The sequence below is a fragment of the uncultured Sulfitobacter sp. genome, from assembly GCF_947497275.1.
GTDB lineage: Bacteria > Pseudomonadota > Alphaproteobacteria > Rhodobacterales > Rhodobacteraceae > Sulfitobacter.
In genome coordinates this window covers 475,016-498,573 of record NZ_CANMFS010000002.1, presented here as the reverse complement: position 1 = coordinate 498,573, position 23,558 = coordinate 475,016, and the positions used below count along the sequence as shown (strand labels likewise).

General features: G+C 62.4%; 23 protein-coding genes and 1 pseudogene. 21 read left to right on the top strand and 3 right to left on the bottom strand.

The window, feature by feature from the left end; translation table 11 throughout:
* Window positions 1-271: 271 nt before the first annotated feature.
* Window positions 272-622: a hypothetical protein gene (locus tag Q1A06_RS06345; protein WP_299560233.1), complete on the bottom strand. Its 351-nt coding sequence runs from the start codon at window positions 620-622 to the stop codon at window positions 272-274.
* 612 nt (window positions 623-1,234) lie between these two features.
* Complete coding sequence (locus Q1A06_RS06340) at window positions 1,235-1,492, bottom strand: pyocin activator PrtN family protein (protein ID WP_054538582.1); 258 nt, start codon at window positions 1,490-1,492, stop codon at window positions 1,235-1,237.
* Window positions 1,493-1,773: 281 nt separating this feature from the next.
* Here Q1A06_RS06340 and Q1A06_RS06335 point away from each other — a divergent pair, with 281 nt between their 5' ends.
* Window positions 1,774-2,967 carry a DUF932 domain-containing protein gene (locus Q1A06_RS06335; protein WP_299560224.1) on the top strand — a complete coding sequence of 398 codons (1,194 nt, stop codon included), beginning with the start codon at window positions 1,774-1,776 and terminating at the stop codon, window positions 2,965-2,967.
* Between the two features lie 110 nt (window positions 2,968-3,077).
* On the opposite strand, the gene Q1A06_RS06330 is transcribed toward Q1A06_RS06335, so the two are convergent.
* A complete protein-coding gene (locus Q1A06_RS06330; RefSeq protein ID WP_299560217.1) occupies window positions 3,078-3,644 on the bottom strand; it encodes a hypothetical protein in 567 nt (188 codons plus the stop codon).
* Window positions 3,645-3,823: 179 nt separating this feature from the next.
* Between Q1A06_RS06330 and Q1A06_RS06325 the strand changes: the two genes are divergently transcribed.
* The 20 genes and pseudogenes from Q1A06_RS06325 (at window position 3,824) to Q1A06_RS06230 (ending at window position 23,547) form a co-directional block, all read left to right on the top strand.
* The gene (locus Q1A06_RS06325; RefSeq protein WP_299560214.1) at window positions 3,824-5,953 is read left to right on the top strand and encodes a ParB N-terminal domain-containing protein; all 2,130 of its coding nucleotides are present in this window, start codon (window positions 3,824-3,826) and stop codon (window positions 5,951-5,953) included.
* 98 nt (window positions 5,954-6,051) lie between these two features.
* Window positions 6,052-7,089, top strand: coding sequence for a toprim domain-containing protein (locus Q1A06_RS06320; protein WP_299560211.1), 1,038 nt, complete (start codon window positions 6,052-6,054; stop codon window positions 7,087-7,089).
* A gap of 328 nt (window positions 7,090-7,417) precedes the next feature.
* Entirely contained in the window at window positions 7,418-8,353 is a 936-nt protein-coding gene (locus Q1A06_RS06315; RefSeq protein ID WP_299560208.1) for a DUF2493 domain-containing protein, read from the top strand.
* Window positions 8,354-8,397: 44 nt separating this feature from the next.
* Window positions 8,398-9,078 (top strand): hypothetical protein, encoded by a 681-nt coding sequence (locus tag Q1A06_RS06310; RefSeq protein WP_299560205.1) that lies wholly within the window; start codon window positions 8,398-8,400, stop codon window positions 9,076-9,078.
* A gap of 188 nt (window positions 9,079-9,266) precedes the next feature.
* Window positions 9,267-9,683 carry a hypothetical protein gene (locus Q1A06_RS06305; protein ID WP_299560202.1) on the top strand — a complete coding sequence of 139 codons (417 nt, stop codon included), beginning with the start codon at window positions 9,267-9,269 and terminating at the stop codon, window positions 9,681-9,683.
* 552 nt (window positions 9,684-10,235) lie between these two features.
* Window positions 10,236-10,637: a single-stranded DNA-binding protein gene (locus Q1A06_RS06300; protein ID WP_038076328.1), complete on the top strand. Its 402-nt coding sequence runs from the start codon at window positions 10,236-10,238 to the stop codon at window positions 10,635-10,637.
* A gap of 260 nt (window positions 10,638-10,897) precedes the next feature.
* Window positions 10,898-11,152: a hypothetical protein gene (locus tag Q1A06_RS06295; protein ID WP_299560137.1), complete on the top strand. Its 255-nt coding sequence runs from the start codon at window positions 10,898-10,900 to the stop codon at window positions 11,150-11,152.
* A gap of 82 nt (window positions 11,153-11,234) precedes the next feature.
* Window positions 11,235-11,516 (top strand): DUF2285 domain-containing protein, encoded by a 282-nt coding sequence (locus tag Q1A06_RS06290; RefSeq protein ID WP_299560134.1) that lies wholly within the window; start codon window positions 11,235-11,237, stop codon window positions 11,514-11,516.
* A gap of 104 nt (window positions 11,517-11,620) precedes the next feature.
* Window positions 11,621-11,815: pseudogene (locus Q1A06_RS06285) on the top strand (DUF6499 domain-containing protein); the annotation flags it as partial.
* Window positions 11,816-11,831: 16 nt separating this feature from the next.
* The gene (locus Q1A06_RS06280; RefSeq protein ID WP_299560132.1) at window positions 11,832-12,386 is read left to right on the top strand and encodes a DUF2285 domain-containing protein; all 555 of its coding nucleotides are present in this window, start codon (window positions 11,832-11,834) and stop codon (window positions 12,384-12,386) included.
* Window positions 12,387-12,576: 190 nt separating this feature from the next.
* Window positions 12,577-12,843 (top strand): hypothetical protein, encoded by a 267-nt coding sequence (locus Q1A06_RS06275; RefSeq protein ID WP_299560130.1) that lies wholly within the window; start codon window positions 12,577-12,579, stop codon window positions 12,841-12,843.
* A 150-nt stretch (window positions 12,844-12,993) separates the two neighbouring features.
* A complete protein-coding gene (locus tag Q1A06_RS06270) occupies window positions 12,994-13,947 on the top strand; it encodes a hypothetical protein (protein WP_299560128.1) in 954 nt (317 codons plus the stop codon).
* Complete coding sequence (locus tag Q1A06_RS06265; RefSeq protein WP_299560127.1) at window positions 13,947-17,570, top strand: DEAD/DEAH box helicase; 3,624 nt, start codon at window positions 13,947-13,949, stop codon at window positions 17,568-17,570. The genes Q1A06_RS06270 and Q1A06_RS06265 overlap by 1 nt, the downstream gene beginning before the upstream one ends.
* Window positions 17,571-17,972: 402 nt before the next feature.
* A complete protein-coding gene (locus tag Q1A06_RS06260) occupies window positions 17,973-18,257 on the top strand; it encodes a helix-turn-helix domain-containing protein (protein WP_299560126.1) in 285 nt (94 codons plus the stop codon).
* 19 nt (window positions 18,258-18,276) lie between these two features.
* Window positions 18,277-19,365, top strand: coding sequence for a replication initiator protein A (locus Q1A06_RS06255; protein ID WP_299560125.1), 1,089 nt, complete (start codon window positions 18,277-18,279; stop codon window positions 19,363-19,365).
* On the top strand, window positions 19,362-19,880 hold the full coding sequence (locus Q1A06_RS06250) for a DUF2840 domain-containing protein (RefSeq protein ID WP_299560123.1): 519 nt from the start codon (window positions 19,362-19,364) through the stop codon (window positions 19,878-19,880). The genes Q1A06_RS06255 and Q1A06_RS06250 overlap by 4 nt, the downstream gene beginning before the upstream one ends.
* A complete protein-coding gene (locus Q1A06_RS06245; protein WP_299560120.1) occupies window positions 19,877-20,467 on the top strand; it encodes a S26 family signal peptidase in 591 nt (196 codons plus the stop codon). Before Q1A06_RS06250 ends, Q1A06_RS06245 begins: the two co-directional genes overlap by 4 nt.
* Entirely contained in the window at window positions 20,451-20,786 is a 336-nt protein-coding gene (locus tag Q1A06_RS06240) for a DUF736 domain-containing protein (RefSeq protein WP_299560118.1), read from the top strand. Before Q1A06_RS06245 ends, Q1A06_RS06240 begins: the two co-directional genes overlap by 17 nt.
* Before the next feature lie 3 nt (window positions 20,787-20,789).
* Window positions 20,790-21,533 carry a lytic transglycosylase domain-containing protein gene (locus Q1A06_RS06235; RefSeq protein WP_299560115.1) on the top strand — a complete coding sequence of 248 codons (744 nt, stop codon included), beginning with the start codon at window positions 20,790-20,792 and terminating at the stop codon, window positions 21,531-21,533.
* Between the two features lie 247 nt (window positions 21,534-21,780).
* Window positions 21,781-23,547 carry a DUF3363 domain-containing protein gene (locus Q1A06_RS06230; RefSeq protein WP_299560112.1) on the top strand — a complete coding sequence of 589 codons (1,767 nt, stop codon included), beginning with the start codon at window positions 21,781-21,783 and terminating at the stop codon, window positions 23,545-23,547.
* Window positions 23,548-23,558 lie beyond the last annotated feature (11 nt).

Genomic DNA, 23,558 nt, shown 5'->3' with positions numbered 1-23,558 from the left:
GTAAGAGAGATGAATGTAAAGATCGAAGTCAAATTGCCACAACGCTGACGTAGATCACGTCTGTATCCTTGTTGCGTATGGGAATAGTGGCTTCTCGATAGCGCGGTCTAGCATCACGACCTCGGTTTTTTACAGTGCGTTCGCCCGGTTGCCGATCCTACGCGGCGTTTGCGAGCCGCAGAAATTGCGATATCGCGGGTTACGAAGACGGCACTTGATGCAGGACGACCAACGCCGCGCGCAGAAAACCACAGCATTGCAGTGTTTTGTATCACCTGCGAAAAATCTCCGCGAGTTTCCGTTTCTTCCATTTCCTTGCCATAGAGAGTTTCGAAAACGTTTTTGCGAAGCTGAAGCTTTGGCCACCGACGGACTTGCGGATCTGCACACGATATGCGTGTCCTTCTACTTCGCCTGAGATCTCTTTAATATTTGGCTCGATACTGTGAGATTTGCTACCTTTCTTGCGGTGGCCATCTGACGTGCCACGAGTTTCGCTGTGCGAGGATTGATTATTTAGGCCATTGGTGGTTTTAGGGACTTGATCGGGCACCTTAGGGGCCACAGGCTTTGAATCTACAGTGTTGGCGGATCGCGGGAAATTTATGATATTGTTGGACATGTGCAGGGTTCCTTCATGAATGTTATCCGGAAAATTGGATCGAACGCCGATGCGCGGAAATCGCGGCTTCGCGACCACTTCGGTGGTCCCCTGTTCCGTGCGAGAGGTTCACGGCGTGAATTGCTACCCCGTAACAACTCCGGTCGCAGAACCTGGCAAAACCCGGCAGAACCCGGCAAAATCGGATGATTTTGTTGGGGGTGGGTAGAGCGATAAAAGATGAATAATGATGATAAATCAGATATTTGCAGGGCGTCACGGCTTTCCGTGGCACCCATGATGGACTGGACCGACAGTTCGAAAAGTCTGTGAAATTTCAATTTTTTACGGTCATGTTGTAGCCCGTGTTGTAAATCATGTTGTAAGTCCGTCCCGGTCGTGCGCACAAAAAGTAGGCAGAAAATCTGATAGGCCATCGTCGAGCGGCCCCGTTTGTGAATTTAATTTCAAAGGGTTGTGGCCGGGCTGGAAAGGTTTTGCCCAGTTTTTCACCGGCGAAGCTTTAGCCAGCTGGATTGGACGGATCGATGCGGTGACAAAACCCCTCGCCAGATCACTTCCAGCGGGTATTTTGGGCCACAGGACGAGCCTCCTCTGAGGCGCCGAAGGTCACTACTTGAAGGCGTCCCGTTCATACAGCGCGACCTCGCGACGCTTGTCGAGATAGGTGGCGAGATCCGAGAGGTGGACGCCCTTCGCGCTCTTCTGGCTGCGCTCCGATCGCACCAGCGGCAGATCGATTTCACCGGAACTGACCTTCCTGAGGAACTTCGGCAAGGTCAGATGGGAAAAGTAGTCTTTGCAGACCGCATCGACCGGCACGACCGCACGGCCATCATACTGAGCCATAAGAAGGAAAAGCGTGTTCATCGATCAGTCTCGGTGGTTTTTCTGCTCAGCATCCTGACCTCAGCCGCGTTGTCCATCAATGCGAGCGGGCGGCGGCGTTTGGCGGCATCAGGAACTTTGATCGTAAAAAGGGCGGCAATCGGAGGCGAAAGGTGGCGAACAAATAGGACAGAATGTGATCAAAACGGCAGACGTCCTGCGGACGTTCACCGGGTTTCAGAGGGTCAGAGGCGGGCAGGGAGGGCCGTGACGGGTTGAGGGCTGGAGGAGAGGCCTCCGGCGCCCGTCGCGGGAGAAAACCCATGAATACCGAAATTACCGATGCCGGGCGTGATATCAGCGGCGGCTACAAGGTGGATGTGTCGCGCGGAACGAATGTGGACCGCGTGTCGTCCGAATGGTTCTCGCGGCCGGATGACGAGCGGTATCTGTCCCTCAACGATCTCTTTTCATCCGTAAAAGGCCGGGCGGAGCGGAGCCGGACGCGCACGGTGGAAAGTGCTGCGATCCGGGTCGAGGCGCATCGCGACAACCCGGAGAAGTTGGGGCTGGTCCTGCCGGGCACGGATGAGCCCATCGCGCCGACGCATTGGTCCTTCGGCCAGATCTCGAGTCTCGTCGGCGCGCCCGCGGCATATCTTCGGCAACTTCCCGCGCCGCTGGCGGGCATTAACCTGCAGTACGGGCTGACCAACCACCGGGCTGAGCAGATCAAGACGATGGAAGTTGCGGATGGCCGTACGGAACTCCGTGCCGTGACCGGCCCCGACTATGGCCGCATTTACGACCACGAACTGGTCTCTGCGGTGCAGCGCATCGCGGGCAACGGCACGGGCGACACGCGCTGGAAGGTGCCGGGCGTGCTGGACTGGTCCACCGGCATCTACAATCCGCGCGTGGACGTGACGAAGGAGACGACAACGCTCTACGCCTCGGACCGCGACGTGTTCCTGTTCCTCGTCGATGACCTCAACCCGATCGAGGCGGGGCTGCTGCCCGACGGCTCGCCCGACCTCTATTTCCGGGGGTTCTATTGCTGGAACTCGGAGGTGGGGGCCAAGACGCTCGGCATCGCCAGCTTCTACCTGCGGGCGGTCTGCCAGAACCGCAACCTCTGGGGCGTCGAGGACTTCCAGGAGATCACGATCCGGCACTCGAAGTACGCCGCCTCGCGCTTCGCTCACGAGGCCGCCCCGGCGCTGAGCCGCTTCGCCGAGTCCTCGCCCGCGCCCTTCATCGACGGCATCCGCGCGGCGCGGGAGAAGATCGTCGCGCGGTCGGACGAGGACCGTCAGGACTTCCTGCGCAAGCGCGGGTTCTCGAAGGCGGAGACGGGGCGGATTGTCGAGACGGTTCTGGCCGAGGAAGGCCGCCCGCCCGAGAGCGTCTTCGACTTCGTGCAGGGCATCACGGCGGTCGCCCGGTCGAAGCCGCAGCAGGATGCGCGTTTGGTGATGGAGGGGAAGGCGAAGGCGTTGCTGGAGAAGGCCGGTTGAGAATCTTTCGGCGACGGCTTGCTGCTAAGCCGTCGCCATGCATTGAAAATTGCAAAGGGGTACGGACCACGGGGCCTTGACTGGAGCGCCACCCGTGCTTTCGACTGCGCTTAAGCGTTGCCGGCTCGGAGGACACCGGCCTTTCCAGGATACTGTGCTTTTGGATTTTGGCGCCAGACGAACTCCACAGTAACGGGAATGCGATGCTTATTGGCAAGTCGATCGACCTCTTTCCATGCATCCGCGGCTGACTGACCCTGAATCGAGATCCCAAGCTCCGGATAGTACCGGTAGCCCTCTTCCTCATAGCTGGAAGCCTTTGCCGGAATACCCAGTTCCCGAACCAGCTTCTCACCTTCGAACCCTTTGGACTTCAATCCTGCAATCATCGAGTTCAGGATTGAGGCCCATTTCGGATTCTGGATCAGCTCTCCGTCGATGGATGCTTTCATCGGCTTCGTGAATGTAAGGCTTGGTGCAATGTCAAATGTCAGTACGCCATCATCCGAAGTCTCGGATGTTTCCAGCACTTCATAATCACGTTCCATACCAAGCTGTTCCATCGCCTCTTGGACGATGCGATCGATCGTTTCACTTGGCGACTTGGTTCCGAACCAGACTTTGAGCGTGCTGATATCGGCAAACGTTGCGTCATTGATCCTAACTACGGGCATCATGGCCATCTCCTTTGGCTCCGGTATAGGGAATATGTAACATTGATTCTGCCGCGCATTCAAGAGAATATGTTACATATTGCTAGAAGGGGCGATTGAGAGTGAGAGAGGTGCCGGGTTTTCCATGACGGGTTTGGAGGTCGGGAGAGAGGCTCCCGGCTGGCCCGTCCGGAGATATCCCGATGACCAAGCAACAGAAAATCACCCTCAGCGCCTCGCGCGACATTCCCTTCAACAAGCTGATGCTCAGCCAGTCGAACGTGCGCCACGTCAAGGCGGGCGTGTCGATCGAGGAGCTAGCCGAGGACATCGCGCGGCGGACGCTGCTCAGTTCCATCACCGTGCGGCCCGTGCTGGACGACAGCGGCGCCGAGACCGGCATGTACACGATCCCCGCCGGTGGGCGGCGTTTCCGGGCGCTCGAACTGCTCGTGAAGCAAAAGCGCATGAACAAGACAGCACTTGTGCCCTGCATCGTGCGCACCGATGGCCTCGCCGAGGAGGACAGCCTCGCCGAGAACGTCCAGCGCGCGCCGCTGCATCCGCTCGACCAGTTCCGTGCCTTCCAGGCGATGCGCGAGAAGGGCCGCACCGAGGAGGAGATCGCCGCGGCCTTCTTCGTCTCGGCCAGCGTGGTCAAGCAGCGGCTGAAGCTCGCCGCCGTCGCGCCCTCGCTTCACGATGCCTATGCCGAGGAGGAAATGACGCTCGACCAGCTCATGGCCTTCACGGTCAACCCCGATCACGCACGGCAGGAACAGGTCTGGGAGGCGCTGCAGCGGCACTATTCGCGGCAGCCCTACGAGATCCGCCGCATGCTGACCGAAGGTGCCGTGCGGGCCTCGGACAAGCGGGCGCAGTTCGTGGGGCTGGACAACTATGTCGAGGCCGGGGGCGATATCCTGCGCGACCTGTTTCAGCAGGACGATGGCGGCTGGCTGCAGGATGCCGCCCTTCTCGACGTCATGGTGCACGAGAAGCTCGCCGAAGAGGCCGAGGCAGTCTGTGCCGAGGGCTGGAAATGGGTCGAGGTCGACACTGAGTTCCCCTACGGCCACACCTTCGGGATGCGCCGCGTCCATGGCGAGGCGGTGCCGATGAGCGACGCGGAGGCTGCCAGCTACCAGACGCTGAAGGCCGAATACGACGTGCTCGAGTCCGAGCACGCAGAGGCCGACGAGCTGCCCGACGACGTCGATGCCCGGTTGGGCCAGATCGAGGAGGCCATGGAGGCGTTTGAGGCCCGTCCAATTCGGTTCGAGGCGGAAGACCTCGCGCTGGCCGGAGCCTTCGTCAGCATCGACAGTTCCGGGAGGCTGCGGGTCGAGCGCGGCTATGTGCGGCCCGAGGAGGAGCCAGTCGAGGAGGTGGAGGACACCGGCGAGGTCGCACCGCAAGCGGCGCCGGTCGAGGACACCGACGACACCGTCACGCCAGCAACGGACGAAGAGGAAGAGGACGACGGCCTCAAGCCGCTTTCCGACCGCCTCGTCATGGAACTGACGGCCCATCGCACGCTGGCGCTGCGCAATGCGCTGGCCCAGGATCCGCAGGTCGCCTTCCTCGCGGCGCTGCACGCGATGGTCCTGCGGCTCTTCTATCGCTACGCCGTCGACAGCTGCATCGAGATCGAACCGCGCAACGCGGGGTTCGGATCGCAGGTGCCGGGCCTCGGCGATACCACCTATGCGCAGGCCATCGACCAGCGCCACGAGACCTGGGCGCGCAACCTGCCGAAGGCACCCGAGGACCTCTGGGAGGTCCTGACCGAGTTCGACAGCTGCAGCCGCGAGGCGCTCTTTGCCCATTGCGTGGCGATGACCGTCAATGCCGTCCACGATCCCTACCAGCGCCGCCCGCGCGCCATCGCGCATGCGGATGTGCTGGCCGGAACCGTCGGGCTCGACATGGCCAAGGCGGGCTGGACGGCGACGGGTGACAGCTATCTCGGCCGCGTGACCAAGGCGCGCATCCTCGAGGCGGTGCGCGAGGCGAAAGGTGAGGACGCTGCGGACCGGATCGTCGGGCTGAAAAAGGCGGAGATGGTGACGGCAGCAGAGGACCTGCTCGTCGGTACCGGCTGGCTGCCGGACCCGCTGCGCACGCCGCCGCTGCCGGAAGAGGACGCACCGGAGATCGAGTTGATCGATGATGCGGACACCGCGGATGAAGAGCCCTCGGACAACGATGCAGACACCGGCGAAGCGCAATCGGCGGAAGACGGCGGCGAACCGGCTATCGGAGATTCCGAGCCCTCGGGAGAAGATGATCCCGTCGCCGGTGACGCCTTCGCCCGGACAGCAGCCGAGTGACCTTCGAGCAGGTCGGGACCTTCCACCCAGGTTCCTAACACAGGGGCCCTTCAATCATGGCGGGCCCCTGATTTCGTCCAAACCTCTTGGAGACTGCCATGACGAGCCCCGCCGCCGAGCTATCGCACCTGCTTGCCCGGAATGCCGAGGCGGTGTGCAGACACTATCTGTCGAATGGCCGGAAGCAGGGTCACTATTGGCTGGTTGGTGATGTTCGGAACACCGCTGGGCGGTCCATGTTCGTACGCTTGTCCGGGCCAGCCACCGGCACCCGTGCTGCCGGAAAATGGACTGATGCAGCCACCTCCGAGCATGGGGACCTGCTCGATGTCATCCGCGAAAGCTGCGGATTGGTCGACTTCAAGGACGTCGCCGACGAGGCCCGACGCTTCTTGAGCCTGCCGTTGCCCGACCCGGATCGACAGCAGTCTACACGGTCACAGCGACCAGCTTCCATAGGATCTCAGGACGCGGCGCGGCGTCTGTTCGCAATGGGAGTGCGGCTGCGCGGGACACTAGCTGAAACCTATCTGCGCGGGCGGGAAATCAGCGGTTTCGACCAGATGCCAAGCCTGCGGTTCCATCCCGCCTGCTACTATCGGCCCGAGGGTGGCGGGTCGGTTGCGCGGCTTCCGGCCATGCTTGCTGCCATCACCGATCTCGAGGGCCACCAGACCGGGACCCACCGCACCTGGCTGCGCCCGGACGGGAGCGCCAAGGCCGATATCGAAACACCGCGGCGCGCGATGGGGGCGCTGCTTGGGAACGGGGTGCGGTTCGGTGCGCCCGGTGACGTGCTCATCGCGGGCGAGGGGATCGAGACAGTCCTTTCCGTGCGCTCGGCCCTGCCAGACATGCCCGCCCTCGCGGCGCTGTCGTCGGGCCACCTGGCCGCCATCCGGTTCCCCGCTGGTCTGCGGCGACTGTACGTGTTGCGCGACCGTGATCCCGCAGGCGCGGCGGCAAGGGATCGACTACAGGCGCGCGCAGCTGCGGTCGGCATCAAATCGCTGACCCTCACGCCGCGACTGGGCGACTTCAACGATGATCTCCGGCGCCACGGTCTGGCAGCCTTGCAAGCGCGGTTGCGGTTTCATCTCGACGCCGAGGACGCCGCGCGGTTCGTGCCGATGTGACAGGGCGGCAATCGGGCTGGCGCTGCACGGCTCACAGCATCGCTTTCGGAGGGTTTTCCCGCGCGGGTCCAGTCCACGGGAAAGGCCGGCGCGCACGGCCTTCTCAGAGGGCAGGGGGCCCACAATCGGGACGGCCCGGCAATGGCCGCGCTCCGGCTATTTTCCGCCGCGCCCAATGGGGCGCTTTGCATCGCGAGGCAAAATAGCCGGGCTTGGCCATCAAGGCCCTCGCGAAGGGCTCGGTCTGCCCGACCGTCCCGCCCGTGGGCGCGTTCCTGCCACGAAGGCCGCGTGTGGCGCGCGGCCCCCCCGAGGAAGGAACCCGCAGATGACTCTCGATCCCGAAACCGATGCCCATGAACCGGAGCACAGCACGTCCCCGACCGCCCACGTCCTGACCGAACTCCAGCTCTACGGCTGGCGCCCCTACGAGGATGAACCCGATCCACGCTCCTTGCCCGAGGGCATCCAGATCGCCGGTGCCGTGGCCGATATCGTCGACGCCCTCGTCGCGACGCTGGGTGAAACGCGCCTAGAGCCCGATCTCGACGAACTGCTCTGGGGCGCGGTCAACCTCTTCCACCGCGCGCTGGTTAGGGCCGAGCGGCAGCTCGACGACAACGAACAGGCGCAGCGCCGCCTGCAGCGGGAACAGGACGGCTCCGAGGTCAAATCCCTCGAACTCGAACGCCTCGTGGCCGAGGGGCAGAGCATGGTCGAACGGCGCACAGCGCTGGAACTCTTCCGCGACCTCGCGGCCGAGGGCTTCGAGCATCACCTCGGCAAGCCCTGGCATCCCCGGACCGGCTCGCGCGTCAGCCATCGCAACCTGAACGCCGCGATGATCGACAGCCGGGATTTCCTCGCCGCCCGCCGCCGGGCCGAGGCGCAGCTGCTTCTGCCTGAAGGCCCCAAGGTGGCCGTGACCGGCGGGGCGGATTTCAACGATCACCGCCTGATCTGGGCGCGGCTCGACCGTGTCCATGCCAAGCACCCGGACATGGTGCTGCTCCACGGCGGTTCACCCAAGGGCGCGGAACTCATCGCCTCCCGCTGGGCCGATCACCGCAAGGTGCCGCAGGTCGCCTTCCGTCCCGACTGGAGCAAGCACGGCCGCTCGGCTCCGTTCAAGCGCAACGACGCAATGCTGGACGTCTTGCCGATCGGCGTGCTGGTGTTTCCCGGCACCGGGATTCAGGAGAACCTCGCGGACAAGGCTCGCAAGCTGGGGATCCCGGTCGTGAAGCATGAGGGCGGCGCGTGAGCGCCACCCACAATCCGTCTGTAGCGAAGCTTGAAAAAACTGCTATGAAACAATCCTTGTCTAGCGATATCTGGATCTTCTCTGCAATGCCCTCTCAGTCCCAAGAGCAATTCGCTGGCCAGCTCGAGTTGGTAAACCAGTTAATCAGCGTCCACGGCCAAGTTCAGCAAGGGCGAGGACGCAGGCACCAGCAAGATGCCATCCATCGGGCAGGCGTCGTGATGACCGTTGCCGCATGGCAGGCTTACTTGGAAAAAATTTCTCTAGAATTCATAGAAGTTGTTGAGAATTCCCTCGATCATCCAGCAGATGGAATTGCGCCACCGGACTGGGCAAAACTAATACTACAAACAAGGAAGACCGCAGCCAAACAGGAGATTGGGCGGTTCAATACACCCAACTGCCAAAATGCTAGATCGCTATTGAAAAATATCACTGGATTCGACCCATGGCCTATATGGGAATGGCATCAGGGCCCGAGGCAGTGGAACGGTCATGACACGCGCATTAGAACGGACGCTTGGGTGAGGATCCGGCACACAATTGCACATGGATACGAACTACCAGCAGACCTTGATTTTCTCTTGGGGCAAAACGGCCAGCCGCGGCTTACACTTAATCTCCTTCAGGAATGCGTTAAGCACTTCAAGCACTTAGTCAGGTTGAGCGATCAGGGTGTATCGACCTTCTTAGCAGATACGCACGCAATCGACACCGGTTGGTAGTAAGAAAGCGTTGAGGCGCACTCGGTGATCCGCAAGATCTTGCTAACAGTTTGCCCCGAGCTTTGCCCGACACGAACCTGCTGGTATGCTTCCACTCGTAGAACCGGCGAAGCAGCATAGTCGCAGGCGGTGCGCACCTACGGGCAGCCTGTCGTGATCCCCACAGTCAAAGACCCATGGAGGCGTCCATGTCGCTTGTTCTTCTTGCCATCTCTCTGTCCATCGCCCTCGGCTTGCTGGCTTTCCGCTTCGCGGTATTCGCGCTGCCGGTCATGGCCGGGATTGCCGCGTTCTTACAGGTGCATGAGGGTGGGGCTGCTTTCGGCCTGTCCTTCCTCGCCGGGCTGGCGGGGGCTGCTGCATCCGTCGCGCTGGTGATCGGCATTCTCGGCTTCGCTCGCAACCCCTTCCTCCGCATCGGGGCGCTCGGCCTCTTTGCGGTGCCCGCCGCCGTGGCAGGTTACGCACTGGCCCATGGCGTCGCGAAACATGCGCTCGAGCCGGGTGTCATGCTGACGTTGATCTGCAGCGGCTGCGGCGTGGTCGTCGCGGTTGTGGCGATGGTCAACCTCAATGCCTTGGGGCAGGGGCTTCTCGACCCGTAGAGCTTGGTTGCAGTCGAACCTCGCCATGTCTTCGCAGTGGCAGTTCTGACCTATGCTGCGGCGGCCCTTGGGTGTGTGCAGGCCCAACCCTGCATCATCCCTCTCGTGGCGGGACCTCCGACGCATCGAACCATTGCAGCATGTGATACGGCGACCGGTGCCGGATGCGTTTGGGTCTGCCCGCGGTCCCTGACCTTCGGATACGCGCAATGGTGGCAGGTATCAGGATATGCGAGAGGTTCATCGCCTTTGGATGCGTGATCTGGGGGCTGTGGTTGCCCTGAACGACGATGATGGTCTTGCACCAGGTCTCCGTTCCCGCTCCCCCGAGATGACCTGTCCCTCCTTCTGATTGATCCCCTAAGCCCGTCCGTCCGAGGCCGGCAACCCCGCGCGGCGGGACCCGTGTTGGCGTGTGCCACGCCTGCCCGCGCCACGTCCCGCCTTGGGGGTCAAGCGGACGCCGGGGCGTCCGTGCAGGCCACGTCCCGCGGTCTTTGACGGGCCTCATCGGAGGGACGGTCCCTCCGGATGAAGCAACGGAGATAACCCATGCAGAACATCGTCATCCTCGCCGGCAACATCGGCCAGACCCCCGAGACCCGCACCACCCAGGGCGGCACCTCGATCACCTCCTTCACCCTTGCCACCTCCCGCCCGCGCTATTCCGAAGGCCGGGTCGTCCGCGACGAGAACGGCTACCGCGTGCAGGACACCGAATGGCACCGCATCACCTGCTTCAACGGCCTCGGCAAGACGGTCCAGCAGTATTGCGAGAAGGGGATGAAGCTCCTGGTCCGCGGCCGCATCCACTACACCAAGTGGACCGATGCCGCGGGCGTCGACCGCTACGGCTGCGAGATCATCGCCGAGACGGTCGACTTCCTGACCAAGGCCAAGCAGGCCGAGGACGAAGACCCGTCCTTCATCGACGATGAGGACGACCAGTCCTGAGCCAGCGACGAAGCCCGGCGGCGCAAGTCGCCGGGTTTCTCCTGTGCGGCCGTTTCGCGCCGATCACATTTGGTATCATTCGGCGAAAACCTGCCGCGCAAGTGACCCGTCACCGATGCGATTCGGACCAGGTCGGGCATGGCGGCGGATCACCGCAAAACAGTGCCGGCACATCGATGAATTCTGGCAAGCCCCCGAATATGCGACTAAATTAGTCGTAGTTCTGGCATGTGTGACTGGCCGGGTGGGAGGTGATCATCATGATCACCGCCCGACAATCACGGGCCGCGCGCGCTTTGCTGGGATGGACGCAGCAGACGCTTGCCGATAAGGCCCTGGTATCACTGACCGCACTCAAAAGGCTCGAGTCCGAGAGGGACCTTCAAGTCTACGAGTCGACAGAGGACCAAGTGCGCCGGGTGTTCGAGGATGCTGGGATCACCTTTGTGCATTTGGAAAAGGGTGAAGGCGTCTTGCTTGACTTGACCAAGGCGAAAAACGCGATGTCATTGTAAAGAGTTGTCTTGGCCCGGAACGAAGGGCCTATACAAAACGATAACTACAGGAGGGGGGTCGGTTCTGCGATCCTGTAGGCATATGGCACAGAGCGAGACGACATTTCTGGATGCGCCGCCGGACAGCGACACGCTGACCGACTACGACCATGCTCATATGGTTCTCTACTTCCGCATTTTCGACGCTGCCGAGGAAGGCGCCGACTGGCGGGAGGTGGTCGAAATCCTCTTCGGCCTCGATCCCAAGGCAGACCCCGAGCGCTGCAGAAGCGTCTATGATAGTCACCTTGCCCGAGCGCGCTGGATGACCGAACACGGCTATCGTGAACTGCTCAAGAGCGGTGGTGACGGCCCGACCGGCTAAGTCACGCCGAAACCCGCCGATACCGACTGGGCCGGACTCCTGAAAATCAATCAGTACGTGTATAGTTTCCAACGTTTCAAAGATGTTGGCGAACGGGATATGTCATGCCGTCGGATGAGTCCGGCTGGCGTTCCACGGCCGGATACGACTACGTCGAGCGCCTCGGTGCATCTGATCTGGCATGGGAATGGCTGCGCCGCAACAAGCACTATGCACAGGACTACGCGACCCTCTCCAAGGCCGCGCCGGACGATGTTGCCCTGAAGACAGCTCTCCTCGACAAATGGGGGTTACGATTTCGCAGCCGATCCGACATTGCCAGCACCAAAGACCAGCGCGCTCTGGGATCCCCGGATCGATCCGGGCGTCATCCTCTTGCGCGAGGTACCAGAGGCACTCAGCGACGCGGCCCTGCCGACGATCCTTCCCAAGGGAACGACCATACCCGCCCAGGACGGCCTCCATCATCTTCATGACGGCGGCGGCGATCGCCGCCTTCAGGTTTTGCAGTTGGATCCCGATGCCACCGCATTAGTGGCCATCGTGCCGCTCGATCAAGACGGGTTCGTCCGCCTCGATGCCGTCTATCGACTTCTTGCCATGATCCATGGACGGGCTGTTCCTGCCGATAAGCGCCTGACGGGTCAGAAGCGCCTGCGCGCCAAACGCATGCTCCAAGCCCATGATGGGCGGCAGGCCGGGGCGACCCACCGCCAGATCGCCGAGGTGATCTTTCAGATGCCGCAGGTGAGCCGGGACGAGTGGCAAAGCGCCTCGGAGCGCTTCGCCGTCATGGCGCTGCTGCGCGATGCGCGGAAGATGGTCGATGGTGGTTATCTAGGATTGCTGCGGCCGAAAGAGCGTGCGTAGTGCCCCAGTCTTGCGCAGCCGCCGGGGCCCACCCCCGGCAGCGCCAACCAATCTGACCTTGAAATCGCAGCCGTGTCGTCGGTTCAGGGCGCGCTTTACCCAAGCAAAACAATTGGAAAGCACTCCGTGCATATTGGCGACGCCGTTCCAGATGTGTAAGGTTCGACTTGAACCAAGACGAGGCCTGCCAATGGAACCTGAACCGAATCTGGTCATCTCGAGCGCTTCACAACGGGTCGTTGTCGAAAACGTACCGTTCAAGGTGGACATCTACAAGCTGGAAGGCGGCGAAGGCTGGTCGCTCGAAGTGGTGACCGAGGACGGAACTTCCATCGTGTGGGACGATCTGTTCGACGATGACAGCGCTGCATTTGACGAAGCACTGGCGACCATCAAGAAGGAAGGCCCTGTCGCCTTTGTCATGGGTGGCGAAAACGTCGTTCCTTTTCGGCGGTAGGTTCAGCTGATCGGGCCAAAACCGTTTTTCGGCCAACTCCAATCAATTCTCTGATTCACGCTCAATATTGGTCGCTTCGGGGAATATTGACAACAATAAGGCTTCATACGGTCGCGCGACTTCCTTAAGTATTGTGAGAGGAGTTCGACTTTGCCCTTGCATGATTGCCCACCACCGAAAGCTGCGCTGGCACGTTGGCTTACGGCGTATCCGAGCGAAGACGGTAGCTACGGGCACTTGTTGCTCGAGCAAGATTGCGACTGCGACGACGATCTGATTTCAGATTTGGTCGCCTATTTCGAATCCGCTCATGCTGACGCCCGCGCGTTTTTCCATGAGCAGATGGGTATCGAGCTTCACCCAGATGCTGATGCGCCTGAACCACATATCACCTATCCGACCTGCTTGCCTTCGATCACGCGACGTGGACTGTTTGGAGAAGTCATGGCTGGTCTGCTTACCGAAGGATACGACTATATCGGCAAGCATGAGTGGACGATCCCGGTGTTCTTGTTCCGTTTTCATGAAGATGCGGAGGCTTATCTGTTCGCGCTCGCCCGGGATGAAGAACGCAAACGCGAGGTCTATGGAAGGCGCGGCTCGGATTTCATTGCTCTCGCACTCGATGACGATGGCGATATAGAGCGCTTCATTGCTGGTGAGGCCAAATGGAGAAAGAAACTTCAGCCAGCTATCGTCGCCGATCTGATGTACGGCGAGAAGAAAAAAAACCCTGACACAGGCGAACGCGAGCATGATGGAAAAGGGATCTGGTTCCAAATCAATCGCGATATTCCAGCACCGCACGGGCTTCGGCAGTTGCAGCGTCTGTTGCGAGAAATCGATCCCGACGGCTATTCCGCAGCGATTGCGAGACTGGATCGAGTGTTGGTGGTCAAGAATGCCGAGCCATTGCCTCGCACCAACCTCATCATGATTTCAGGCGGTGATGTGCCGAGTCGGAAGTCCAAGCATTCGCTCATCCCTTGGGAGGAAGTTCCCGAAGATTATACTGCGCCTCACGAACTGCAGGTGGTCGAACTCATTCTGAATGACGGTGAAATCCTGATCGACGGCGTCTATGACGCACTCTGGGCCACCTGATGCCGGAAAACGACCCGCAGAGGCTCGAGATCGCCAATGGCGCCCGCACCAGGCTCGCGCTGGAGAACGAATTATCCGCCACTCAGGCACGCTCCTATGTTCGTTGTCTACAGATCGGCTGGCAGGTCGCCACGATCGGCTGGAACCGCAACGATTCCGAAGGTCAGCTGGCGGATGCGCGAAGCCTGTTGCAGGCAGCCGAGATCTTCGCAGAGATCGAGGGGCATCAATCGCGTCGCGCCGTTGATTGCTACCGGCGGGCCGGTGAGATTCTCGAATGGCTGGCGCGCTCGGCAGACGACATGCGAACGATCGCGCCCATCGAATTACTTGCCGGCGCCGCCTTCCAGCTTGGTGGTCTACCCGCGATGGCATCTGGCCTTCTCGGCCAGTTGGATCTCGAGGAAGACGGCCCGAAGCTTTTCGCCGCGTTTTTCCAAGCCGATTTCGATGCAGTACTCGTCCATGCCATGGCCTTCTGGGATCAAAATGGCGACCTTAGGGAACCTGGCTCTTCCCGCCGGATCCTCGAAGAGGACAAGGATGACCGGCTTAGCTGGTATTTCACGGTCGAGCTCATTCGCGCGCTCGGCCTTTTCGCCGATTCGATCCGGCGTGGCGCCGGTGACCGCCTCGCCAAGGCCACTGCGAAGCTTAAGGCGCTCGACTCTATGGCCTTGCGCACTTTCAGCGATGATGTTTCGCTGCTCATCAGCCTGTTGCGACAAGTTGCCGAACGGTTTTCCGACGCCAGCATCTATCGTTCGGTCCGGGCCCTTGGGGAACTCAACCCCGGGCGCATGCCGCGCATGCTTGCCTTTGCACGTGATCAGTTCTCGCGCGGTCGCGGCATATTGTGGTCGTCGCAGCGCGCCGGTCTCACCCGCCTTCTCGAGAACTCGTCTTTCGCGCTTTGCACGCCGACCGGTTCGGGCAAGACGCTCGTCGCCAATCTCGGCCTCGTGAAGGAACTACTACTGCGCGATCATGGCGAGGTCGTGCCACTGGCCCTGTACCTCGTCCCTTCCCGTGCGCTCGCTGGTGAGGTCGAGGCGAAACTCACCTCCGAGCTCGGCCGAGATCTCATAGTCACCGGCCTTTATGGCGGCGCCGACTGGGGCATCACCGATTATTGGCTGAACGCCGATCGCCCGACAGTGCTTATCGCCACGGTCGAAAAGGCCGATGCGCTCATGCGATATCTCGCTCCGCTGCTCCTCAGCCGTCTCAAGCTCCTGATCGTCGATGAGGCGCATCAGGTCCTCCCCGAGGATACGGAAAGCGGTCGTAGCGACTTTGCCGATCACAGCAGCCGCTCGCTCAGGCTTGAGAGCTTCGTCGCACGCTTGCTCACCCAGACGCCCGATATCGTTCGTATCGCGCTAACTGCGGTCGCCGGCGGTGCCGCCGGACCTGTAGCGCGGTGGATGGAGGGCACCGCCGACGCAACAGCGATCGGTACGCGCTATCGCAGTACCCGGCAAGTGATCGGTGTACTCGAGACCGCGTCTGAGCGGCGCAGTACGATGCTGCTCGAGCTTATGAATGGGCGGCCGCTCTACGTGCAAGGCCGTGATGATCCGGTTTACCTCAACCTCAACATCCCGCCGATGGCGCAGCTGCCCCCGCAGATGCGGTCCAGTCTATATCGCTTCAACCAGTTGACTGTGCTGTGGACGGCGCTGCACCTCGCTGCGACTGATCGCCGGATTCTGATCTCACTGGCCCAGCAGCCCGAACAGACGATGGGGTGGTATGCGGAATCCTTCGACTTGCCAGCTTGGCAGGGTCTGCCGGCTTTCGTGCCGCCCGAGGGAAGGGACGGTGAGTTGTTCGCCGAAGCCCGGGCGGCCTGCGTTGATTATTGCGGGCCAGATTCCTATGAGGTGAGACTGCTCGATCGCGGGATAGCAACGAGCCATGGTCAGATGCCGCAGCGGCTGCGGCGGCTAATGGTGGCGCTGATTGACCGAAAGATCTGTCCAATCACCGTTGCGACAGCGACTCTCACCGAAGGCGTCAACCTCCCGTTCGACATCATCTTTGTGACCTCGCTCAAGCGCAGCGCCTACAACAACGTGACGCAGCAGCCGGTCATCACGCCCTATACGCCGGCCGAGTTCCGCAACCTTTCCGGTCGTGCTGGCAGGCCAGGCTCGACGCGTGGAATGGAAGGGCTAACGCTGATTGCCTTGCCCAGCACGATCGCCACCACTGCCAACGGACAGAAGCAGAGACAGCGCAACCAGATGGCTGCTCTGCGCGAGGACTATGAAGCGTTGCGCGAGAAGCTCCGGCTCGACGAACTGGCGGGCGATGCGACCCTCAGTCCGCTTGCGATGCTACTCAGCGAACTGCGCGACAAGGCGCGGCTCTATTTCGGACATCTGACCGACGAGGCCTTTCTGAAATGGCTCGAACAGATTGAGCCCGGCGAGGTCAGCGACAATGCAGGGACCGGCGCCACCGGTGGCATTGACCGGCTTGCCGACACGGTCGACGAACTGGATGCCTTCCTCATGACAGCGCTTGAGGAACTCAGCCTGCTCGATGCCGAACTCGATGGGCCGAGGGCCGAAACAAAGCTCGCCGCGCTCTGGCAGAACACCTTCACGGTCGCCGCAGCCGCGCAGGAAGCGTGGCTCGAGGACGCGATCGTGCGCCGCGGGCGCGCGATCGTTGAGGACCTCTACCCCGACGCCGACGAACGGCGGCGGCTCTACCAATATGGCTTCTCGCCCTATGTCGGCAGGAGGTTCGAAGCGATCGCGCCGGCAATCGCCGACTTGCTGGCGGCTGCCGTCGAGTATGGTATCGATACCCCGGCGCAGCGTATGGCGCGGTTCGAGGCCCTCGGCGAACTCCTGAAGGAGGATCGCGGATTTGGCTTCCGCGTTCGCGATACGGTCGGTGATCGCGAGATCCTCGATGCTTGGACCGACGTACTGAGCTGGTGGATGCGCGCCCCGGGCGGCGAAGTGCCCGAAGCTGGCAATCTTCGCGCCCGCCAGCGTTTTGTCGCCGACAACCTGGAGTTTCGCTTGGGGGTCGCGATCGGCGCGGTCGTCGCGCAGAAATGGACCGCCGGTGCGGGTGATCCGCTCGCCGTTCCCTCACTTGCCGAATGGAAGGCCACAACGGGGCTCCCTTGGTTCGGCTTCTGGGCGCGCGAGCTGCTGCGCTGGGGAACGCTCGATCCCATTGTCGCCTTCGCGTTGGCACAGGGACGCGCGAAGACGCGCGAGGAAGCCGAAGCACTTAGGCCTGCATTCGAAGAATGGCTCGGCGAGGAGATTGACGCGCCGACCTCCGAAGACCTGATCGATCCCCAGCAGTTTCTGGACTGGGATCGGAGCCTGCCTGCCCGCGAACGGGAGCGCGCCGAGGCTGTACCGGAGGAAGCCGAGCTGACCGGGACGACTGGCGCCAAGAAACGCTACAGTGTCCTGCCGATGTCCAGTGAATATGGGGTCATCTGGCTCGACGCGTCTGGTTACGAGCTTGCCCGTTCGCCGGACGCGTTTGGACTGTATGATCGCTCCGACCTTGCCAATGATTATGTACTCTATGCTAACGGGCAGGCTAGTGTCCGCCGCGTATTCGCACACTCCCGGCGTCGGTGATCCCTCCGAAGCCACTCCGGAAAGATGGACTTGGACCGATCGGCTGCTGATGGGTAGCTTTTTATAAGTCTTCTTCGCTGAGAGGATAGGCGCACATCAAGGCCAAAAGCGTTCCTTGAACGGTGCGGGAGCGAAGATCCGCAATCCGCCCGACTTGCAGAATTCGCGCGTCAGCGAACCGGCATCATAAGCACCTGACGAAGGACGGCACGAGGCCTTCCACCGTTCAAGTCTCATGCAGCGTTGCGCTCCAGCATATCGGTCGTCGCCTGTAGCATAGCTCGTGGTGTGCGATTTCCGCACCCCCATCTTCGCACTCCATCCCACCCGTCGCACTTCGCCATCGTGGCCCCAATCAGCCGCCACTGTCCGGCGGCCTCACGGACCCCACGGAGGCTTTCCATGCGACCCGATCACGCTCCCCTGCCGCCGCGCTATTTGCGCACCAAGGAGGCCGCGCAGTTTCTCAGCCTGTCGGCGCGTACGCTCGAAAAGCACCGCACCTATGGCACCGGTCCGGCCTATCACAAGCTCGGCGGTCGCGTCGTGTATTCGATTGATGACCTCGAAGCCTGGGTCCAGCGCGGTGCCGTCACCTCGACATCCGACCCGCGCGGGGGCCGCGTGCTGCCTGCCAAACGCCATGTGCTGACCGCGACCCCGCCTGCCGGCCGGGCCTTCCGCTGATCCGGCCGAGGCATCTCAAATGTCGCGCTACGCATCAGAACGCGGCCAGCTCGGTCTGTTCCACGCCCTCCCGGGAGAATTCGCCGTGCGGGACGCGCAGGATCTCATGTCGTATCCGTTCTTTTCCTTGTCCAAGAGCCATCGCACCCGACCCATCGAGTTCTCGGCGGGCGGTGTCGAAATCCGCGTCGAAGCCGTGGCCGACCATGGCATGGCCACAATCTGGGACGCCGATATCCTGATCTGGGCGGCGAGCCAGATCGTCGAGGCCCGCGATTCCGGGCTGCGCACGTCGCGGCTCATGGCGGCGACGCCTTACCAGATCCTCACCTTCATCGGGCGTGGGACCTCGGCGCGCGATTATCACAGGTTGAAGGCCGCTCTGGACCGGTTGCAATCGACGACGGTTTGCACCTCGATCCGCCAGCCGGCCGAAGGACGCCGCCACCGGTTTTCCTGGATCAATGAGTGGACGGAGCGGACCGATGCCACCGGTCGCCCCGACGGGATCGAGTTGATCGTGCCGGACTGGTTCTACCGGGCGGTCCTCGATGATGCGCTGATCCTCACCATCGACCGGGCCTATTTCGACCTGACGGGAGGCCTTGATCGCTGGCTCTATCGGCTCGTGCGCAAGCATGGCGGCCGCCAAAGGGCAGGGTGGCGGTTCGAGTTCCGACATCTCCACGTCAAATCCGGCAGCCTGTCACCCTTCAAACGTTTTGCCTTCGAGCTGCGGGACATCATCCGCCGCCAGCCATTGCCGGGCTATCGCCTGGCGCTCGAGATCGAGGCGCGGGGGCGGCGACTGCTCGCATTCGAGCCCTGTGGACAAGCTGTGGATGGGCTCGTGCTATCGGGAACCCCCGGTATCGTGCCATCAGGAACCGGACCCTCGTGCTATCGGGAACCCGAACCGGGTCCATCCTTTTCAAAAGACGGCAGAATTCGCGGCCTTAACTTTGAGTCTAACAAAGAATCTAACTCTTGTTGCGCGCAGCTCGCTGGGGGCAAGTCCGCGGGCGCACGCTTTCAACCCCTCAAAACCGGCCCATGCGAGGACGTGCCTGAGCTGCCTCTCGGCGTGCCGAGGGGGGCGAAGACATGAGCTCGATCCGCTCCGAACTGCGCCAGGTTGGTGCACAGAAAATCGGTAGTGAAGGCGACCTGACCTTCGTCGAGCTGACCTGGAAAAAGGGCCAGATCGAACAGTGGATTCGGTTCGGTGATCCGGTCTGCGAAGAACGCCTTGATCCTCACCGCCGCCGCTTCGGCTTCGCGCCGGGTGCCATCTTCGGGGTCAATCGCTGGGCGGCAAACACCTATGGCACAGTGTTGTCGCGCTTCGACATCCTGCGGGATGCAAGGCCCGGAACCCCGATGCAAACGCTGCCTTATCTGCGGCCCGGAGGGAACTTGCTGCTCTCCACCCATGGCTGGCCCAAGGTCGAGCGTGTGTTGCAGGCCGTCGACGCCATCGAGGCGCTCGGTATCGATCCGGCAGATGCCTCGCCGGACTACTGGCGACACCTGCACAATCGCCTGGCCACCGCGCAATCAGCCCATCTCTATACGCCCTTGCAGCACCGGGCCTGGCTCAAGCGGCGGAGCCTCTGGCTATGAATGCGCGGCGCATCACCGTCTGGGTGACGGTCATGTCGGTCATCCTGATCGTCCTGCCTACCGCTGCCACCTGGTCTCCGCGCGTGCTGTGGAATGCCAGCGCAAGCGTTCCCATAGGGCTCTATCGCTTGCGTGCTGCCGATCACGTTGCCATCGGTGATCTGGTCGCCGTTCAGCCGCCCGCGGCGCTCTCGGATTTTCTCGATGCGCGCGGTTACCTGCCGCGCGGCGTGCCGCTGCTCAAGCATGTCGTTGCGCTCGAAGGAGCGTTGGTCTGCCGGTCCGGCGACAGGATCACCGTTGACCACCGCCAACTCGGCCAAGCCCATGCGCAGGACCGCAACGGCCGCGTTCTACCCATCTGGGAGGGCTGCCACCGGCTCGGCGCTGGCGAAGTCTTCCTCATGAATCCGGATGCGCCCGACAGTCTGGACGGGCGATATTTCGGGCTTTTGCCACGCATCGCGATTACCGCCCGGCTAACGCCGCTTTGGATCGTATCCGACGGTGCCATCGCAGGGTCGGCGCATCCGGATCCCACACCGCACAACAACAGAAAGGAGGCCTTCCATGCCCCAGATCGGTGAATTCACCCGCACGAAATCCGGCTTTGCCGGCTACGTCCGAACGTTGACGCTTGACCTCGAGGTGTCGCTGACCAAGGCCGAGGCGACCGAGGCCGAGAACGGCCCAGACTACCGTCTTTTTCACGGCGATGGGGACCTTGCCCGCGAAATCGGGGCCGCCTGGGCGCGCACCGGGGAGAAGGCCGGCGCGTTTTTCTCGGTGCTGATCGATGACCCGATGCTGGCGCAACCGATCCGCGCCAACCTCTTCCGAAATGGGGAAAGTTCGGTCTGGTCGCTGCAGTGGACCCGCCCGCCGAAGCGCAACGGGAAAGAGTGAGCCATGGCGCTGATCAGACCGAAATGCAGCAGTCGAGACACGGTAGAGCGCCCCCGCATCGCCCGGCTCTGCGCTGTCTTCCTTCTTTCCGGCCTTGCCGCGGCGGGACCAGTCAGCGGTCAGGCACTCGCCGAAGCACCGACCGTCCCGCGCGATCCGATGCGCGATCCCTATACGGCCGCCATTGCCGAAGCCTCTGCGCGCTTCGCGATCCCGGAGCACTGGATCCGTGCCGTAATGCAGGTCGAAAGCGCAGGCGATCCGGGCGCAGTCAGCCGGGCCGGGGCCATGGGGCTGATGCAGGTCATGCCCGGAACATGGACCGTCTTGCGGCAGGACCACGGTCTCGGAACCGACCCGTTCGAGGCTCGCGACAACATCCTCGCGGGCACGGCCTATCTGCGCGCCATGCTTGATCGCTATGGCTCCGTTGGCGGCATGCTCGCGGCCTACAATGCCGGGCCGGGGCGGTACGATGCATACCTCTCGGAGGGCCGTCCGCTGCCCGCCGAAACCCGCGCCTATGTCGCGATGTTGGCCCCGCGCCTGGACGGCCCGGCGCCGCTGCAGAACCGCGCAAACGTCCCCGATTGGCGCGAGGCGGAGCTGTTCACCGACAGTTCGGCGGCGCATCCACCGCAAAATGGCGGCAGCCCGGATGCAGGTCGACTGTCCCGCGAAACGGGTCCAGCCACACCCAATCCCGGCATTTTCGTTGTCCGGCCCGACGTGGAGACACGGCCATGAGCGTGATCGCGGTTTTTCGGGCTCCGGCGGGCCGTGTCGTAGAGACGGTGGAAGGGCGGGCTCGGACAACGGGCGGGAAGGGAGATGGGCAAGATAAAAGCGTGTGCCACGAATGCCGCAAGTCCCTGACGGGACTGGCGTTTTCGCGTGCATGGCGGTCGGTCGTGTGCAGGTTTCCGGGATTTTTCCTGCGATTTCAATACTCCGGCATGCACAGGGGCGTTCCGAACAACGGGAGGGTCTTCGCATGACCGAATCCGAACACGATTTCCGCATCAGGCCCGGAAAGCCCCGCAGCACGCGTGCCCCGCGTCCGAAAGCTTTCGTCGACCAGGTGCTGAGGGCAGCCAACAAAGCAGGTCACGTTTCGACGCGGCCAAGCGGCAAGCAGCGAAGCCATTCCAACTTCGGGCGCGGGCAAAGCCGATTTGGTAGATCGCGGCTTTTTTCGTCATCGCGCCGGGTCATGGTGGCTGCACGCATTGCGCGCCACAAGGGCCGGGCCTATCGCGCGGCCCCGCTCTCGACCCATCTTGCCTATCTGCGCCGCGACGGGGTCAGCCGGGACGGGGAGAGGGGTCTGCTCTTCGATGCCAAAACCGACGGTCTGGACGGTTCCGATTTCGCTGCGCGCTGCGACGAGGATCGCCACCATTTCCGCTTCATCATCTCGCCCGAGGATGCCGCTGATATCGAAGACCTGCGCGGGTTCACCCGCGACCTTGCGCGCCGGATGGAAGCCGATCTCAGCACGCGGCTCGACTGGGTGGCGGTCGATCACTGGAACACCGACAATCCGCATGTGCATCTGATCGTCCGTGGCGTGGACGATCGTGGTGGCGATCTGGTCATCGCGCGCGACTACATCAGCAGTGGGCTGCGGTCCCGTGCCGAGGACCTGGTCGCGCTGGAACTCGGGCCCAAGCCGGAGCACGAAATCCGGCATGCCCTCGAACGGGAGGTCACGGCTGAACGCTGGACGCGCCTCGACCGGGAGCTGCGCCAGCATGCCGACGATCTCGGCTTCATTGATTTGCGCCCCTCAGCAGCCGGACCCGAGGACCCGCAAATTCGCCGGTTGATGATCGGCCGATTGCAGCATCTTCGGAAACTCGGCCTGGCCTCGGAAGGCCGCCCCGGTGAATGGATGCTCGGGCTCGAGGCGGAACGCACGCTCCGCGATCTGGGTGAGCGCGGCGACATCATCAAGACGATGCACCGCGCCTTCGCCGAGCGCGGGCAGGACCGCGGCTTCACAGACTTCGCCATCGACGGGGGTGGGGCAGGGCACCAGATCATCGGGCGGCTGGTCACAACCGGATTGCATGATGAGCAGGCCGGCTCAGCCTATGCCGTGATCGACGGCACGGACGGACGCGCGCATCATGTCCGGTTTCGGGGCCTCGACGCGTTCGACCACGCGCCTGCGCCGGGCGGCATCGTCGAGGTGCGGCGCTTCGGTGGTCCGGACGATCCGCGGCCGACGCTTGTCCTGGCCAATCGCTCCGATCTCGACCTACAAAGCCAGGTCACCGCGCCCGGCGCTACCTGGCTCGATCACAGGTTGGTCGAACGCTCCCGCATGCCGCTTTCAATGGGCGGGTTCGGAGCGGAGGTGCGGGACGCCCTCGATGCCCGCGCCGAGCATTTGGCGGACGCGGGGCTGGCCCAAAGGCAGGGACAGCGGATCATCCTTCAACGAAATCTTCTCGCCACCCTGCGGCGCCGCGAACTCGATATGGTGAGCAAGGTGCTTGAGGCCGAAACAAGCCTCCAGCATCGCCTGGCGAAATCCGGAGAGCATGTGTCCGGCACCTACACCCGCCAGCTGCGCCTGTCCTCCGGCCGCTATGCGATGATCGAGGGCATCGGTCCGGACGGGGGGCGCAGTTTCCAGCTCGTTCCTTGGTCCCGCGAAATCGAGCCCCGCCTCGGCCAGCACATCACGGGGATCGCGCGCAGTGGGGGCGGGATCGAATGGAGCCTTGGGCGCAAGCGCGGGCTCGGCATCTGACGAAAGGAACC